General features: G+C 65.6%; 13 protein-coding genes and 1 pseudogene. 2 read left to right on the top strand and 12 right to left on the bottom strand.

Features of this window, described 5'->3' with window-relative positions:
* Positions 1-25: 25 nt before the first annotated feature.
* The 10 genes and pseudogenes from ABZ854_RS27475 to ABZ854_RS27430 form a co-directional block, all read right to left on the bottom strand.
* Positions 26-1,978 (bottom strand): phage baseplate assembly protein V, encoded by a 1,953-nt coding sequence (locus ABZ854_RS27475; RefSeq protein WP_361215561.1) that lies wholly within the window; start codon positions 1,976-1,978, stop codon positions 26-28.
* 8 nt (positions 1,979-1,986) lie between these two features.
* The gene (locus ABZ854_RS27470; protein ID WP_361215558.1) at positions 1,987-2,703 is read right to left on the bottom strand and encodes a hypothetical protein; all 717 of its coding nucleotides are present in this window, start codon (positions 2,701-2,703) and stop codon (positions 1,987-1,989) included.
* A gap of 10 nt (positions 2,704-2,713) precedes the next feature.
* The gene (locus ABZ854_RS27465; RefSeq protein WP_361215556.1) at positions 2,714-3,226 is read right to left on the bottom strand and encodes a phage tail protein; all 513 of its coding nucleotides are present in this window, start codon (positions 3,224-3,226) and stop codon (positions 2,714-2,716) included.
* Between the two features lie 16 nt (positions 3,227-3,242).
* A complete protein-coding gene (locus ABZ854_RS27460) occupies positions 3,243-3,788 on the bottom strand; it encodes a phage tail protein (RefSeq protein ID WP_361215553.1) in 546 nt (181 codons plus the stop codon).
* 27 nt (positions 3,789-3,815) lie between these two features.
* Positions 3,816-5,615 (bottom strand): PASTA domain-containing protein, encoded by a 1,800-nt coding sequence (locus ABZ854_RS27455; protein WP_361215681.1) that lies wholly within the window; start codon positions 5,613-5,615, stop codon positions 3,816-3,818.
* Between the two features lie 1,644 nt (positions 5,616-7,259).
* Positions 7,260-7,490 (bottom strand): annotated as a pseudogene (locus ABZ854_RS27450) (DUF4157 domain-containing protein); the annotation flags it as partial.
* A 1,725-nt stretch (positions 7,491-9,215) separates the two neighbouring features.
* Positions 9,216-9,368: a DUF6760 family protein gene (locus tag ABZ854_RS27445; protein WP_361215678.1), complete on the bottom strand. Its 153-nt coding sequence runs from the start codon at positions 9,366-9,368 to the stop codon at positions 9,216-9,218.
* Positions 9,365-9,793 (bottom strand): hypothetical protein, encoded by a 429-nt coding sequence (locus ABZ854_RS27440; RefSeq protein WP_361215550.1) that lies wholly within the window; start codon positions 9,791-9,793, stop codon positions 9,365-9,367. The genes ABZ854_RS27445 and ABZ854_RS27440 overlap by 4 nt, the downstream gene beginning before the upstream one ends.
* On the bottom strand, positions 9,763-10,212 hold the full coding sequence (locus ABZ854_RS27435; RefSeq protein ID WP_361215548.1) for a phage tail protein: 450 nt from the start codon (positions 10,210-10,212) through the stop codon (positions 9,763-9,765). Before ABZ854_RS27435 ends, ABZ854_RS27440 begins: the two co-directional genes overlap by 31 nt.
* Positions 10,213-10,243: 31 nt before the next feature.
* A complete protein-coding gene (locus ABZ854_RS27430) occupies positions 10,244-11,794 on the bottom strand; it encodes a phage tail sheath subtilisin-like domain-containing protein (protein ID WP_361215545.1) in 1,551 nt (516 codons plus the stop codon).
* 184 nt (positions 11,795-11,978) lie between these two features.
* Here ABZ854_RS27430 and ABZ854_RS27425 point away from each other — a divergent pair, with 184 nt between their 5' ends.
* Positions 11,979-12,704 (top strand): Pvc16 family protein, encoded by a 726-nt coding sequence (locus ABZ854_RS27425; protein ID WP_361215542.1) that lies wholly within the window; start codon positions 11,979-11,981, stop codon positions 12,702-12,704.
* Between the two features lie 296 nt (positions 12,705-13,000).
* Here the strand turns inward: ABZ854_RS27425 and ABZ854_RS27420 are convergent, their stop codons facing one another.
* Together ABZ854_RS27420 and ABZ854_RS27415 are read right to left on the bottom strand one after the other, a co-directional pair.
* The gene (locus ABZ854_RS27420; protein ID WP_361215540.1) at positions 13,001-13,270 is read right to left on the bottom strand and encodes a hypothetical protein; all 270 of its coding nucleotides are present in this window, start codon (positions 13,268-13,270) and stop codon (positions 13,001-13,003) included.
* Positions 13,271-13,423: 153 nt separating this feature from the next.
* A complete protein-coding gene (locus ABZ854_RS27415) occupies positions 13,424-14,653 on the bottom strand; it encodes a hypothetical protein (RefSeq protein WP_361215537.1) in 1,230 nt (409 codons plus the stop codon).
* A gap of 819 nt (positions 14,654-15,472) precedes the next feature.
* Between ABZ854_RS27415 and ABZ854_RS27410 the strand changes: the two genes are divergently transcribed.
* Complete coding sequence (locus tag ABZ854_RS27410) at positions 15,473-15,748, top strand: hypothetical protein (protein ID WP_361215534.1); 276 nt, start codon at positions 15,473-15,475, stop codon at positions 15,746-15,748.
* Positions 15,749-15,834: the final 86 nt, after the last annotated feature.

Here is a 15,834-nt window from a genome sequence, read left to right as displayed (position 1 = left end):
GGCCAGCCTTTCCCGGGGGTGTGCTTCACGCGTTGAGTTCGATGAAGGGCGCCTCCATGCTCAGGTTGCCCACGGCCGACATGTTCAGCTCGCCCTCACCGGCGACGCTCAGCGCACCTCCTGCATTGATGCTCATCTCGCCTCCTGCCGTCAGGGAAAACTGCGCCCCTGCCTTGATACTCAGTCCCTCCGCGGCTTCGAAATCCATCCTGGTTCCTTTGAAACTGAATTCTGCGGCTTCGATCGAGACGGCTCCACCGGTGAGCGACACCGTTCCGTCCGTCTGGTTGATCGTCACACCTATGGCGCCCTCGAACGACCCGAGCGTTATCTCCGACATCTCGGGCGGGGTGTCCGGGGCCGCGGCGACATCCGTGAACGTGAGGTTCATCCCGGAGGGCGAGTACATCCCACGCCGGGTGACGGCCCCCAGCTCGCTTTCGACGGCCGGCGCGCCCAGACCCGCCTCCATGGCCTCGGACGCCAGGTCGCTCGCGACGCCGCCCAGAACATAGGGGCGGCGAATGTCCCCGAATTCGAAGGCCACGAGGACCTGATCGTCCACCTGAGGCAACCAGAGCAGTCCGCTGGTGGGACCCGCGCCGGCCTGTACGACCGGCGCCCAGTCCGACTCGTAGTCCGGTGACAGCCACGGAAAGGCGAGCTTGACCCGTCCTCGCGGCGGCAGACCGGTGTCCAGGTTGTTGGTCACGATGCCACACACGACACCGTTGATACGGGGCGGCCTGATCTGATCCCCGCCGGAGGCGAGACCGAGCAGTGAGCGGTTATGGCGTCCGGTGACCCAGAATCTGGTGCGGTAACCGCCTGTCTCGTCGTCGAAGGTGTGCCTGGTCCGCGTCACCTGGTAGACACCGATGAAGCGGGCGGGTACCGCGAAGATCTCCACCGGGCCGCCGGCCTGTATGTTCGGGTCACCGACGGCGTAGCCCTCTGCCTCAAGGAACGTACTCGCCCGCTGATCGGCCAGCGATTGGGCGAATATCTCCATCGCTGTTTCCGCGGTGACGCCGGTATCGAGCGGCCGGTCGTACACGAGATACGCTTCCGGGTCCACCGGGGGCGACAGTTCCGCGGGGTTGAGGATCGAGGTCGACATCACGGGGAGGGTGGGAAGTTCTTCCCCCCAGGCCTGGGTGGCCAATACAACCGGGTTTTCGAGGACCTCAGCGGTCGTGCTCTCGGCCGCCAGCTCCCCGATCAGCGGTTCCGCGAGACCAGGATCCCACGCCCGGACCTCGACGCTCTGGGTGAGACCGGCCGCGCTCACCGACGGGAAGAATTCGAGGAGGTTCCGTTTGAACTCAAGGGGTACGGCAGGGTGCTCCAAAGCCTCCGCGTCATCGAGCGCCGCCCCCTCGACCGTCCCTGAGGAGGGCCGAAAATACAAGGCGCCTTCGTCGATTCCAACTTCGTAGCCGATCTCCTGCGCCCGCCACTGCAGGAAATCCCAGTCGGTCTGGTTGAACTGGGTCATGTGCGTATAGACGTAGGGTGTCTCGACCATCTCCCCGGGCACGAGCTCTGCGTTCATGGCGATCTCGACTGCCATGTCGTAGTCCGTCATGTCGACGAACGTGCGCGTCTTTCTGACGCGCTGCAAGCGCAGTGAGCGTTCGTAGCCACGGACGGTGGTCTGCGACAGGAGACCCGTGCAGGAGGCCTCGATCGCGATCACATCACCCGTGATGATCGTCTTCGGCGCCGCTTGCGCGATGCCACCCTCGGCTGCGATGGACACAGCAGAACCGATCGCTATGCCGGCCGCTTCGGTGATCTTTCCGTCATTGTCACGGAACGTGATTTCGAACATGCCGGGCGCGAACGACGACGTCTCCACGACGACTCGCTGGATTGCCTCCTCAACCAGCATAGGCAACGGGAGAGGCGCCCCCGGCCCGATCATCACGCGGGCGCGCCGCGTAGCGGTGTTTCCGAGATCCAGTGGGGTGGACATGCCGTCAGTCACCTACCTCGACGCTGCTCCAGCTCACGCGGACTGGGTACGAAAATCGATGTGCCGGGCTTGATCCTCAACGGGTCGTCCAGCCGGTTCGCCTCGGCGAGAGCCCGCCAGTGTTGTGGATGGCCCAGCTGCTGGTTTGCCACGTTCACCAGATTCTCGCCCTGGTGCATTTGATGCGCTCGACGGCCTGCCAGCCCGCCGGACGTCGGGTTGGTGGGCAGCCTGCCCAGCAGGGACGGCTGTTCCTCCAACGTCAGGTTCACCCTGGCCCGTGACGGCTCGCCGTTGTCGCCGAACCGTTCGTAGCTGATTTCACACGACTTCATGAAGACCTGATAGAAAAACCCGACCATCGGCGGTCCCCATTGGAAGGTCAACTCGGGAAGCTTGACCTTCAAATCCATCAGGCCCGACGCCATCTCAGCAAGCATGCCAGTGGGCTGCGAAGTCCAGTACAGGAGCTGATCGCACCTGTTCTTCGTGTCGGCACCTTGGAGAATGATCTCCGTGATCCTGATTGTACCCGGTTCACTTTTGACGAGCTGTTTGCCTGAGGTTGCAGTATCCGTCCCATACCCCGTGGTGATGACGTGACGAGAAAAGTGAATCTTATTCGGGTTGAAGTCGAACAACACCATCCCCGGAGCGCGGGGATCTATCGACACCAGTTTCGCCTTGTCGTGACCCAAGCGGGACCACTGACGTATGTCCACCATGCCGTCACCTCTACGAAAGGAATCCTGAGTGAACGAGTTCCAGGCGTTCCAGGGCCACGCCTCCGGAACCCATGGCGTCAAGATCCGGACCTGTCCACTTGGAAGGGTAGACGCCGCGCAGCTCCCATTTGGCGACAGGATTCAGGGCGGCGTCTGCCAAAGTGATTGCCGCGGTGCCGCCCCCGTAGTCGCAGTACCGGTTGTTCATCCACTTACTGGCCATCTCGGACAGCCATTGCTGTACACGAGCTGATCCGTGTTCCGTGACGGCTCGCTCCAGCGTGACGGGCGTGTACTTCAGGTTTTCCGGGAGGATGGCTGCCGGGACATCGTAGGTCCCGCCCTCGTAGAATTCTTTGCTGACGAATTGTACGGAGAGGCCTTTGCAGCTCTTCCAGAACCCCAGATCTACCTTTCCGTCCAGCACGACCTGGAAGCGGAGATTGAGGCCGGGCCCTATCCTTTCGCTGGGCAACACGTTGGGCGGTGCGGACACCGACGAAGTCTTGATCGGCGTACTCATCCTGATCGCCCTTCAGTCATCCTGGGATGTTAGCGCCGGCCTGCGCGTTCGATGTGTCACCGAAGCCCTGCGCATACGAGCTGTCCTGGACCTGGTCCGGCGTGAGCAGGGTGGAGTCGAAGTTCTGGTTGTCGTCCAGGAAGCCCTCGTGTGCCAGGGAGAGAGTTTCGATGGCTACCTTGCTCTGCGAAGCGTCGAGCGGGGTTTCGAGCTTCCAGCTCAGCGGCATCACGTTGTACAGGTTCCAGCTGACCACAGCCTGCTGCTCCGAATTTGCCAGGTAGATGGTGCCACTCCATTTCTGCATCGAGATGGAGCAGGTGGCAAGCCATTGCTGCACGGTTTGCGAGTCCGCACACGCGGCGCGGGACAGCTGGATGTCGGAGTACTTCGTCGACCCCGGGTAGAAGAGTCGCGAGTTGGCGGCGTCTCCCGCCCGGTACTCGCAGAGGTTCCACGTGACGTCGAGGCCTCGTACCGAAGACCAGTATCCCAGGTTGATGTCTCCGTCCAGGACAACGGAGAACCGGTTGGCAAGTGCCAGTGAGTCGAAGGTGGCCATTTTTCTCCTCCGGGAATCGAGTGCCTTTTAGAGATAGTTGTGGTCCGAGAGACGGCCGCTCTGTTCTCTGTTGGCTCGTAGCTCTCTGATCAATTTTTGCTGTAGCCGGGGATAGAGCTGCTCCACCAGGCGAACCAGGAAGTTTTCGTCGCTCTGCAGGCGAGTGATCAGGTCCAGTGAGGAATCTGTTGGTGCAGCCTCAGGTGCCGCCTCAGGTGCAGCCGCAGGTTCCACTTCAATCTCGGGAGGAAGCAGAGATTGAGCTCTCGTTCCGGTTTTTTCCGTCGGCATCGTCGGCTCCGTCGGCCTGAGCCCAACGAGTGATCTGAGCCAATCGTGCGACTCGTCCACCATTTTGGCGCCGAGAAACCCTGCGATTTTTTCCGCGCGCGCCGCCGTGCCTGTGCTGGGGCCCAGGCCAGCCGACACAAGGAGAGTCACCTCGACGTTCTGTGCCTTCGTCAGACCGAGGACTTTGCCCGGCTCAGGCGTCGCGCGCAGGACGCGGCCTTCCGGTTGGAGATCTTCCCGCCGGTAGATGGCGGACACCTTGATATTGGCATCGCGCAACTTCTGTTCGGCCTCGATCTGCAGCAGCCCTTTGACGTCCGGCATCTTGAGGACCTGAGGCCGCCCGGTTTCGGGGGCGCCTCGCTTCGCTGGAGTGGCCGCACTTGTCGGCACGGTCGCCCCAGGCTGTGGGCGGGCCTGGGCCTGGGGGCCTGCCGCCGCGTCGAGCGGGGGGAGCTGTGGTGCACCGAGCTGATTCTCAGCAGGTACCGAGGCCGCCCCTGCCCGGGCCTGGGTCGCTGCCGCTGCGTCGAGCTGGGGGGCTGCCGCCGCTGCGTCGAGCTGGGGGGCTGCCGCCGCTGCGTCGAGCTGGGGGGCTGCCGACGTGCTGACCTGGCCCGATGGGCCGGCCGGCGAGGCGGGCGAAGCCGGTGCACTGCCCCGATCCCGAGGGCCCCGACTGGACGCCATGGCCGAGAGTGCCTGTGCTCTGCGCGCGCGTTCCTCGGCGCGAGCGGGTGCCTCCGCGCGCGCCCGGCTCGCAGCGCGGGCCTGCTCCTGGCTTGCCTGCCTCTGTGTGCGGACCTCGTCCTCCGTGAGTGCCTGGTTCGCCGTGCGCTCCTGTGCACGGCGCGCGACTGCTTGACCCCAGCCGGGTGTCGGAGTTCTGGGCGTGAGTGCCTGGTTCTGCTCGAGTGCCTGCGCGCGTGCCTGGTTCGCCGCGCGTGCCTGGTTCTCGGCGCGTTCCTGGGCCTGGCGCGCGCGTGCCTCGGCGCGCGCGAGGGCCTCGTTCTGCTGACGTGCCTGGTCCTCCGGAGGTGCGTTCTGTATAAGTGCCTGGTCCTCCTCGGGTGCCTGAGCTCCGCGGACGATCTCCTGGGTTCTGCGCGTGAGTGCCTGGTTCTGCGTGAGTGCCTGGTTCTGCTCGAGTGCCTGCGCGCGTGCCTGGTTCGCCGCGCGTGCCTGGTTCTCGGCGCGTTCCTGGGCCTGGCGCGCGCGTGCCTCGGCGCGCGCGAGGGCCTCGTTCTGCCGGCGTGCCTGGTCCTCCGCGAAGCGTGCCTGGGTCTCCGCGGCGCGTGCCTGGGTCTCCGGGCGTGCCAGGTACTGCGCTTGTGCCGCGGCGCGTGCCTGGGTCCTGCGGGTGAGTTCCTCGGTTCTGCGGGTGAGTGCCTGGTTCTGCGCTACCGCCAGATCCGTCGCGGGCGCCTGCCCGCGTGCCTGGTTCGGCGCGGTCGTCGCGAGTGCCTCGGTTCTGCGGGCGAGTGTCTGGGTTCTGCGGGTGAGTGCCTGGTTCTGCGCTACCGCCCGACTCTGCACGCGCGCCTGCGCTCTGGCTTCGCGCGTGAGTGCCTGGTTCGGCGGGGGTGCTGCGGCCGGGGCGGACTGGGGCAGAGGACTTTGGCCCTGGGGAAGGGTCTGGCTCTGGGTAAGGGCCTGGTTCGGCGGGGGTGCTGCGGCCGGGGCGGACTGGGGCAGAGGACTTTGGCCCTGGGGAAGGGTCTGGCTCTGGGTAAGGGCCTGGTTCGGCGGGGGTGCTGCGGCCGGGGCGGACTGGGGCAGAGGACTTTGGCCCTGGGGAAGGGGCTGGCTCTGGGGAAGGGGCTGGCTCTGGGGAAGGGGCTGGCCCTGGGCAATTGCCTGGCCCGGCGGCCGCGATGCAACCCGGTTCGCTCCCGCCGGCGGCCGCGGCGCGGCCGCCCCTCCTGTGGGTACAGACGGGCTAGGCGAGGCCGGCCGGGGAGTTCGGGGTATCGGCGTGCCGGGTCTGGTTGCCGCCGCCGAGTCGGAGCCGGCGGCAGGGCGGCCCGGACGTGGCCGACTGGGAGGAAGGGTGTATCCGGATCCGAGAGCGGGAGCGCTTCCCTCGGCGTCGTCCGCCACTCCGAACCGGGCGCGAATACGGCGCCTGGTTTCCGATCCAAGTGAGATACCGAGCAGACCTGCGGCCCATTCCGCCTGCCGCTCGAAAACCGAGGCGGTCACGGAAGCCACGCTGCCACCTCGAGAAACGACGATCTTGATGGAGGTCACGTGAGGCATGATGATCTCGCCGGGCTTCGGATCAACCTCAATGACCGTGTCGCGTGGCGCCGAGCTCTCGCGCAGGTACCTCGTCACCTGGAAGGCCGGAGGTTCGAGGTGCCAGTACGATTCGGTCTGCTTACTGGCCTCGTCCAGCAGGTCCTCCGCCTCCAGGACGTGCTTGCCCACGACGTCGGGCACGCGGGGGAGAGTACTGCGGCTCAAGCCACCACCTGGGCCGCCTCCGACCGAGCCGCTCGTGAGTTCTCGATCGCGATTGCGCAGCAGCTGGATCTGCAGCGTCACTTCCGTACCGATCTGGGGATTGCCGGCTACGAGATCGGTGTAGCTGGCTGCTCCCACGCCCGGGTGAGAAGCTGTGTGCGTTTGGAATCTGACATTTTGAAACCATTCAGCCGTTGGCGGCCAGTCCCCCGCCTTGATCCGCTCTGCCCAGAGCTGCACCTCTTGAGTGACCTGGGCACGGGAGTCGGCGGGCAGAGAGTCCCGGGTGAAGGGCGGGTACTGATTCCGGGAACGCGAGAGAGCCTCCATCTTGATCCCGGTCAGGATGGATTCGAGCTCTGCGTCGTCAGCCCATCGCTGTACAGGCCCGACGACCGCCCGAGAGCGCTGCGGTTTGGCTGGAGGTGCGGCTGGAGTCCCGTCGGCCGTCGCAGCCTCCTTTGTGTGGGGCACGGGACCGCTTGAGGACTCCGAGATCTCGGTAAGTTGTTCGAAGCTTTGCTCCACCAGTTGTTCGACCAGGTTTTGCATGTGCTGCCGGGAACCAGGCGGCGTCCGATGTGTGAGAGGCGGAGGGGTTTCGTGGACGTCTGACCCGGTGGACAGTGCCTCTCCCTGCTTGGCTTCGACCTCCAGCAGCTGTCCCGCCAGCGAATGCTCCGCGGGAAGGCCCGCGCCCAAATGACGCTGTTGCACGACATGGACCAGCTCGTGTGCCAGGAGTCGCCGAGCCCTCGGCTCCGAGAGGGGCCCTTCCTCCTGGGGCAGGAAGACCTCGCCGCCCCGCGTGAAAGCGCGTGTCTGGTGGGTTCGTGCTTCGGACGACGTGTGGCCGTCTCGATGCACCGGCACGTGCGAGAGGTCTTCGCTGTAAGTCGATTTGAAGGCGGCCACGATCGACGCGGGAACGCGCTCCGGAGGCATGCGGAGAGGAAGGGTGCGGAGCCGGAGTGGCCTTCCGCGCGGGGCGGACTGAGGGACGCTCAGCGTTTCGGCCCGGAACCGAGGGCTCTGCTCGTACGACTTCGGGCGCGGCCGGTGCCCGGGGGCTTGCGCGGGCTCCGGCCGGGCCTGGGACTGATCAGACTCCTGCCGGGGCTTCGCGCGTGGCGGTTGTGGCCGGGACTCGGTGGTCCGGTCAGGCTTCGATCCGGGTCCTTCCCGGTCAGGCTTCGGTCCGGGCGCTTCCCGGTCAGGCTTCGGTCCGGGCGCTTCCCGGTCGGGCTTCGCCTTAGGCCCCTCCTCGTCCGGTTTCGGTCCGGCCGCTTCCCGGTCCGGTACCGGTCGCGATCGGTCGGCGGCGTCGGGCACACCCTCACCTCGCCGGTCAGCCAGGCGCGGGTGCCTCAGGGGCGTCGTGCCGTGCGGGAGCCGGTCCCGCGCACGCTCGTCAGCCCGGGAGGGAGTGCTGCCAGAAGCCGGCGTCGCCCCTTCAGCGATGGCCGCGTCATCAGGAGTGACCGCGTCATCAGGCGTGCGTTCCGGCCGCTCGGGCGGGGATGGCGGCGGCCGTACCGTGCGGTCGGCACTGCCGGACGCGGTCTGATCCTCTTGTTCCTCCTCGCCGGCGATTCGGGCATCGCGCGGTCCTGCCTCCGGAAGCTCCGGGCCTTCTTGTGCCTTGCTGGTGGCAGCGGGCCGACCGGAAGGGAGCGGCTTGCCCAGCCCCAGACGCCTGCTCTGTCCCACACTCTTGCGGCGTCCGGGCGCCGCTCCCCGCGCGGGGCCGGCCGGAGGCGGTCCGATGCGGGGCAGGGACGCGCTCATGGGCGGCGGCTCGGCCGGCCCCCGGCGCTCCTGAGGTGACTGGTCCTCCGGGTCTTGGCTCTTTGCTCCGGCGCGGTCCGCGGAGTTCCGTTCCGCCAGCAGCGGCGAGGTCCATTGGGCCAGCACCGTGTTCGGGGGGTAGAGGTCGGCGCCGTCGCCAAGTGGGGGCATGGGCTCCGCGGCCGGTACGGCGATGTCCGGCACCGCCTCCGGTTCCGGCACCGCCTCCGGTTCCGGCATGGGGAGAGGAATCTCCTGGGCGGAGCGCAGCCAGCCGGGCGCGCGGTACGGCGTCGAAGCCACCCGTGCCTCGCCCACGTGTGCTGATGTCGCGTGGATGAGAGAGGTGTCACCAAGCGATGAGGGGGGAGCCGTGGTGCTCTGAGTGGCAGTCAGACGGCGCAAGGGCGCGGAGTCGCCGGCGTCCGGTGACCCGTTCTGTTCCCGGGACCCGGGCCGTGCGCTCCCCTCCGGGAAGGACAAGGTCTTCGTGAGTCCTTCCACCGACCCGACAGATATGTCGGCACGTGATCGCGCTGAGGTGCTGGAATCAGGGGCGATCACTCCCAGCGGGCCGGTCCGCCTCGGATTGTGCAGGGTCAGGATGGGACGGTCCGAGACGGTCGTGCTCATCGTGGGCAGCAGCAGCCAGCCCTTCGCCGTACGACCTGCCGACGGCGGACGTGCGGGAGAGTTTCCCTCGCCCGACGGCGCGGCAGCGGCCACGCCGGGCGTCACCGGGCCGGCGTGCTGGACGGGACCGGCCTGCTGAGCCGGGGCCGTCCGGGCTGCGATGCGCGCGCCGGCACGCTGCCGGCGTCGAGAGAACCAGCCGCCCATGACACCCTCTTTCACAAGTTCTCTGTGGCAGCTTCAGTCGCTTCAGTCGCTGAGGCGGGAATTGATGCGACCCACTTCCTCGATGACCCGTTCCCGGACCGGATGTTCCAGATCGAGAATGCTGTTCAATGGCCAGTGAAGGTAGTACGCCACGTACGCGGCCTCCTCCCAGAGGCGGTCGGCCGCGTACGTCAGGATTCCCCCGAGACATCACCGGCGAAATCCACCGCGAAATCATGGCCGCAGGACGGGCAGGTGACTGCTGCTTCCGTGTGGCCACTCTGATTGATACGGCGGTACAGATCCTGCAGGAACGCAAGATCTGATGCGAACAGGTTCTCGATGACAAACGTGTCGACTTCCGGGACGCTGCCCAGCTTGGTGACCGTGCGCTCAAGGAGTAGAACGGTCAGAAAAGCCGGGTTCTGGCGTACGCGCTGATCCGTCTGGGGCGTCAGTTCGTCCCGGGCCGTGGCAAGCCGCATGACGCCTTCGCGGTGAACGACTCCTGCCTCGTCGACATATCCGCGAGGCAGGACGAACGGATATTCGGTGCGCATGCCTTGTTCAGTCGTCATTTCCGCCGTCGTCACGGTGCCACCCTCTGGATGTTCTCGCATACGAGCGTCACGGTTTCCATGAGCACCTCACTGCTGCCGGCCTTGAGCGCGCCGATCTCGATCTTCGACGGCCAGGCGTCGGACAGGTAGTAACGAGCGACAGGCTTGTTGTCGGAGCTGTACATGACCAGGGAAGCGCTTTTGCGTGCCGCCAGGATGTCACCCAGCAGAACCGTCTGATGCCAGGCCCACAGCTCCACGCCGGAAGTCTTGCCTCGCTTCAGCACCACCGTGGGTGGCTTCCGCCTCCCCGGCAGCTTCTTGATGATGAGCTCTTTGTCCGATGAGGAGAGGTAGTCGACCGGTTCAACTTCGGTGGTGATTCCGGAAAGCTCCGAGAAAGAAGCGATCTCGTATCCGTCGATCACCACCGAGAACCGTGATGCGGTGAGGACGTCATTGGTCTGATCGGCAGGCATTTCATGCCTCCTGGACGAGGTGGGTCATCTGCTACTCCTCCAGGCCCGCGCCCTCGGCGAACTGGGAAATCCTGAAGACGACGAATTCTGCCGGTTTCACCGGAGCGATTCCGATTTCGACGTTGAGGATGCCGGCGTCGCGGCTTTCGGCGGGGTTGTTCTCTTCGTCGCACTTGACGAAGAAGGACTGTTCGGCGGACCTGCCGAACAGCGCGCCTGCTCGCCACTGTGCCCGGAGGAACATCGTCACCGTGCGCTTGACCGAGTCCCAGAGTTTGGTGTCGTTCGGCTCGAAGACGACCCAGTTGGTGCCGCGGAGAATGGACTCCTCGACAAAGTTGAAGAGGCGTCGCACATTGATGTAGCGCCATTCCGGGTCGCTGGAGAGCGTCCGGGCGCCCCACACCCGGATCCCCTGGCCGGGGAAGGCACGGATGCAGTTGATGCCGATCGGGTTCAGCTGGTCGTGCTCACCCCTGGTGATCGCCAGGTCCAGTGCCACCGCTCCCCGCACCGTCTCGTTCGCCGGAGCCTTGTGCACGCCGCGGGTGGCGTCATTGCGGGCCCAGACCCCTGCCATGTAGCCGGACGGCGGGACGGAGACGACCTTGCCGGCGATGGGGTCCATCACCCGGGGCCACGGCCAGTACATCGCGGCATGCTTCGAGTCGAAGGCGGTGCTTTCCTCGCGCCAGCGCTTGACTCCTTGCGCGTTCAATCCGGGCGGAGTGTCGAGGATGGCCATCCTGTTGTTCATGAGCTCGCAGTGGCCGATCATCGCCTGCTGGACGGCCTTCACCCCATCCAGGTCGAGGGTGCCGTGCTGCAGAGCGGACATGGCGTCCGGAACACAGAGCATGGTGACCGCATCGACCGCTTCCAGCCCGGCGAAGCCTGTCCTCAGGGAGGAGTCCCCGATGTATTCCTCCGCCGAGAGCGCGGGCACGGCCGGTTCCGGCTGCGGTGCTCCTCCGGACAGCGCGACACGCTTCCCCTTCGTGGGTACCGCCAGTGGTGCTCCCTTCACCTCCTCGATCGTGATGAGCTTCGACTCCTGCCGGACGACCGTCACGACATTGCGGGGCCCCTTCTTGGCCGTGACGTTGTCAAAGGTCTCGACGGGCTTTCCACTGACCTTGACGACGAGCTTGAAACTCTCGTTCGCCGATTCGGACGCCTCGCCGACATCAACACTGATGTCGTCTCCGGCGCTGCCCGTTGCAAGAGCCTTCACGGTGAAGGGAGAACGGCCCGAGTCCACGGGGAGCGAGGCCTGAGCGCTCGGCTCGATCTCGCGGGTGCTCCCGTTCCCGTTCCCGTTCCCACCCAGACGCACTACGTAAGCGACGCCGCCGCCGTTCACGAAGTAGCCGTACACCGCGTGGGCGAGGTAGTACCCCTCGACGAAGTCCCCGAACCGCTGGACGAACTGGGTCCAGTTGGTGATGAGAGTGGGCTCGTTGAAAGGCCCCTTCTCCGCGAACCCGGCGAAAGCTGCAACCGCTGTCCCGACTCCTTCGATGGGCCGAGAACCGGAGGAAACTTCCTCGACGTAAACCCCTGGTGACAGATAACTGGGCACGCGTCCTCCAGATGCTCGTCTCGAAAGCTGACTCTCCGATCCTGGCAAGGCTCGGGCAGGAGTCCCATGGGCCAACGGACGTATGGAAAGACATGGAGTACTGCATCTTCGGGCAACGGCAACCGACCTTACGACCTCCCCATGGCCCCTGGGATCCGATGAGGAGCACGGACAAAGTGAAGACGTGTTCCATGATGTCGACGAGACCCTGCGTACCTTTTTGGCGCCATGGCTGCCGGCCCGGACCGAGCTCAGCTTCGAGGCACCGGGCGCGGAGCTGCGCGCTGCTGGGCACGGCTCCGCGGGCAAGGAAGGCACCAGCCGCAAGAGCGCGCGCCGGGTCGTGACGCTTTTTCTTCACGACGTCCGAGAGGACGTGAGCGGGCGTGGAGCAGGGATCGCTGACATCCGCGATGCCGAGCACAAGGTCGTGGGCAGGGCGCGGCCAGTGCGCCGCTACCAGATGACGTATCTGGTGACCACCGAGGCGGGCACGGCGCAGAAGGCTCATGAACTGCTCGGACGGGTTCTGAGCGCCTTCGCCACCTGTGACGTCCTGCCGGCGGCGTGCCTCCAAGGCTCCCTCGTCGGCGCCCCGGGCGCCCTTGAGGTGCGGGTCGCGGAAGACATCGGGCCGGTGGGCCAGTCCGACTTGTGGTCCGCCTGGGGTACGGTCCCGCAGGCGAGCTTCACGCTGATGGTTGTGGCGCCCCTGGTGCCGGAAGCGCATTACGAGGTCGGTCCTCTTGTCAAGACTGTCGCCCTGGACACTGCCCCGGAGACGGGCTCGGAAGAGCGAGAGAAGCAGCGGTCGCAGTCGGCGTGGCCGGCTCCCCAGGAGAAATTCACGGCAGTCCGGGTTCGAGCCAGGAACAAGACCAAGGACATGAACGAGCGGAAGTCCAGGTAAAAGGATTCAGCGACGGGACCGCCTTCCCTCTCGCCATGTCCGACAGCAGTCAGGCGCCGACGGCGACGGCGCGGTCGCCTTGCCCACAGTGGGACAAGGGCACAGCGGCACATCGCAGAATCCGTACCTCCTACGGCACAGGGCGGGGCGGCGCCGGGCGGCGAAGTGGGAAACCCGGGCGGGGAGAACTGAAGTCCGGCTGGCCACCGCCAAGCACCCTCGGGTGACACCACCCCACAAATGGCTCGATCGATCCAATCAAGAGATAGAGAGTCGGCCGCAGCGTCCCTCGTGCGTCAAACGGGATACGCATCAGACGCCGGGCAGGTCATGGTCAGGAACCGCACGCGTGGCTCGCAGTTCATCACACCGGGGTCAACGTCGACGTACACGTCGTCGCGGAGGATCGTGACGCTTCCCGATCGGCTGAGTTCGTCATGCACGCTGCGCGACAGCTCTATGCCCAGTGAGAGCCGGCCGTCGGCATCACCGATGACGAGGCGGACACCAGACCTCAAAGGCTTCGTGGTCCGCGTGTGCTCCGCTTGTTGGTTCGCCTTCCTCATGGCACTCCCATCCTCATCACATCGCAGACACGTCCCATCCTGCTTGCCCAGGCTGCTGAAATCGAGAGCTGTTAGAGCAGCCACTCGGGTAGTTCCCCAGATGTGAAGGGCAACAGTGTACGGAGGGTTCTCCCTCATGACGCGACCGAGTTCTCACTGGAGTTGACCGGTGAGGACCGCGGCCGGTGTGCACGGGCTTGAGCTGTTGTGACAGTCCACCGCGAGAATGATCTGATCCCCCGACCCCACCACTACCGGCTGGTCCAAGTGCTGTGTGTAGGTGGACAGATTGTCCAGCGGCTGGGAGACCAGTGTGTCCGAACCGTGCTGGACCTGCACGGTTCCCGTGCTCCCCGGGGGGCTGGAAAGCGTGATGTCTGTCAGGGTGTACGTCTGCCCGTTGGGCACCGTGTAATTGAATTGCTGGAAAGTTCCCGACTGTCCAGGCGCGGCGTTCGCCTGGATGACCTCCGTGCCGGCTCCACTGGACGAGGCGGACCCGGTGGCGGTGCTCTGTCCAGGCGCCGTGGAGCTGCCGTTCGGGGGGACGCCCGTGGCGGGAGCGGGAGTTGTGGCAGAGGGCGCAGGGGTCGAGCTGCTTGGCTGGGGTGCGGTCGGCGGCGCAGGGGTCTCATCCGACTCCAGAGATTCCTTGAACACGGTCGCGGAGAGGATGCCCAGGGTCGCGACCAGAGCGAGCAGGGTCATGAAGGCCTTGAAGAACCATTTCGGGAGTATCTGCTCCTGGATCATCGCGGCATCGGCGGTGACCGGGGCGTTACCCGACGTGGTCAGAGTGGCTTGAAACGGATGCGTCTTGTTCCTGCCCTTGAAGAACCTCTTCTTGGGGATGACGGACACAGGTACGAGCACCGTCCGGCCCGCCTGGATGTCGACGGACGGTTTGGCAAGCTTGAAGACGAGTTCATCGTCCGCCGCCGCCACCCGGATGCCCACCGGCAGGTCGTGGTTGCTCAGGTTGTCCACGGCCAGCCGATGTCGCGTCCGGAAGGAGGCGTGGGAGCCGTGGGGAAGGAATTCTGCGGCGAGCTCGACGAACTCCTTGACCCGGACCGTCCCTTCCTCGATCTGGGAGCCGGCAGGGTCCTCCCGGGAAGTGGCTCGTACAGCGAATGGAATTTCTCCTGCCTTCACGGCAGACGATCGAGGCGGACTGAATTTCGCTGTTATGGTGGTATCGCTGTCCGGGAAAAGGTTGACAAAACGAGGCTCGATGGACGCCCAATCGTTGGCATCGCCAATAAGTTCGACAGAAAATTGATCGACGATTGAACCAGTATTGTGGAGAGTGAGTTCGCACTCGACTGTTTGTCCCGGTTCCACGTCGAGGTGCTGTGGCGTCAACGTCAGCTCTACACCCATGTGCTCATGATTACGCACAGGTGTGGTGACGCGTGATCATTGTTCGGTACTCGATTGGGGTAGCCTTCGCTGCCCCTTGGGGCAGCCTGGGCCCCCGGGATCACTGCCCTGCGTCGGACCGGAGCCAACCTTCAGGCCACCGGAGTTGGCGCCCTGTCCGTGATGGGGACAGGGGACGCCCGCCTGGAAGTGTCGGCCACACAGACAGGCAGGTGTGGCTTCGAACACCGGCCGGCTGAGTTCGGCGACCGGATGTCGGCGGGGAATACGATGGCAGTGCTGATGGACCGGGAAGATTTAGCTGCCTCGAGAAGATCGCAGTGACAGATCCCGGGGCAAGTCGTTGCGTGCATCACCTAGGTCGATGTCTCGCACATGAGAAATCGGCCGCCCCTGTGGGTTCGCTGATCCGCAGGCGCGGGCGGCCTCCTGCCGAGCCGAGAAACGTGGCGCGTCGCCATGAATGCCCAGTACTGGTCGCGGAGGCTGTGGACCAGTGTGCTGGCTGTCGGTGCTGCCGTGGCCGTGGCCGCCTGTGGCGGCAGTGGGGGACTGGTGCCATCCGGGTCGTCCTCTCCGAGCACCGCGGCATCGACGCCCTCGACGAGTGCGACACCGACCGGAAGCACTCCCTCGACCGAGCCGCCGCCGGGTTCTGTGACCACTCCGCCCAGCACGGCACAGCTTCGGGCTTCCGCTTTCGGGGACACGTTCACCTATCACGACGGGCTCAAGGTAAAGGTTGAGGGACCCGCCCCTTACAGCCCCAGCAGTGCGGCCGCGGGCAGGACAGCGGGCGACAAGGCGGTCAGATGCGCGGTGACAATAACCAACGGCACGGGGAAGGCGTTCGACGCGGTGCTGACGGTCGTTCAGGCCACCACTGGCGATGCAGAGCTGCAGGCCGCCCGCATCGTGGATTTCGAAAACGATGTCGGCGTCGGCTTCACCGGGAGGATCGCCCCAGGGGCTTCGCAGACGGTGACATTCGGATTCGACGTTCCCGAGGATGCGGCCGGAGGGAAGTTCGGCGTCCAGGTACTGCCCGGCCCTTCCTACACCGCAGTCCACTGGGCGGGCACCCTGCCCACGTAACGCCACAGGGGGCGGTCTTCCAGACCCAGGCCGCGCGTCCACGCGGCAACGCGCCGCCGTAGCTGACGGCGCCTCCGACTGCTGGA

Origin of the sequence: Streptomyces sp. NPDC047028 (assembly GCF_040644095.1) — a bacterium.
In the GTDB taxonomy this organism is placed as follows: Bacteria; Actinomycetota; Actinomycetes; order Streptomycetales; family Streptomycetaceae; genus Streptomyces.
This window is presented reverse-complemented; position numbering and strand designations above follow the sequence as displayed.

Coding starts and splice junctions, on each gene's coding strand:
- ABZ854_RS27475 (WP_361215561.1), bottom strand. CDS start 1,978: ATGTCCACCCCACTGGATCTCGGAAACACCGCTACGCGGCGCGCCCGC.
- ABZ854_RS27470 (WP_361215558.1), bottom strand. CDS start 2,703: ATGGTGGACATACGTCAGTGGTCCCGCTTGGGTCACGACAAGGCGAAA.
- ABZ854_RS27465 (WP_361215556.1), bottom strand. CDS start 3,226: ATGAGTACGCCGATCAAGACTTCGTCGGTGTCCGCACCGCCCAACGTG.
- ABZ854_RS27460 (WP_361215553.1), bottom strand. CDS start 3,788: ATGGCCACCTTCGACTCACTGGCACTTGCCAACCGGTTCTCCGTTGTC.
- ABZ854_RS27440 (WP_361215550.1), bottom strand. CDS start 9,793: ATGCGAGAACATCCAGAGGGTGGCACCGTGACGACGGCGGAAATGACG.
- ABZ854_RS27435 (WP_361215548.1), bottom strand. CDS start 10,212: ATGCCTGCCGATCAGACCAATGACGTCCTCACCGCATCACGGTTCTCG.
- ABZ854_RS27420 (WP_361215540.1), bottom strand. CDS start 13,270: ATGAGGAAGGCGAACCAACAAGCGGAGCACACGCGGACCACGAAGCCT.
- ABZ854_RS27415 (WP_361215537.1), bottom strand. CDS start 14,653: ATGGGTGTAGAGCTGACGTTGACGCCACAGCACCTCGACGTGGAACCG.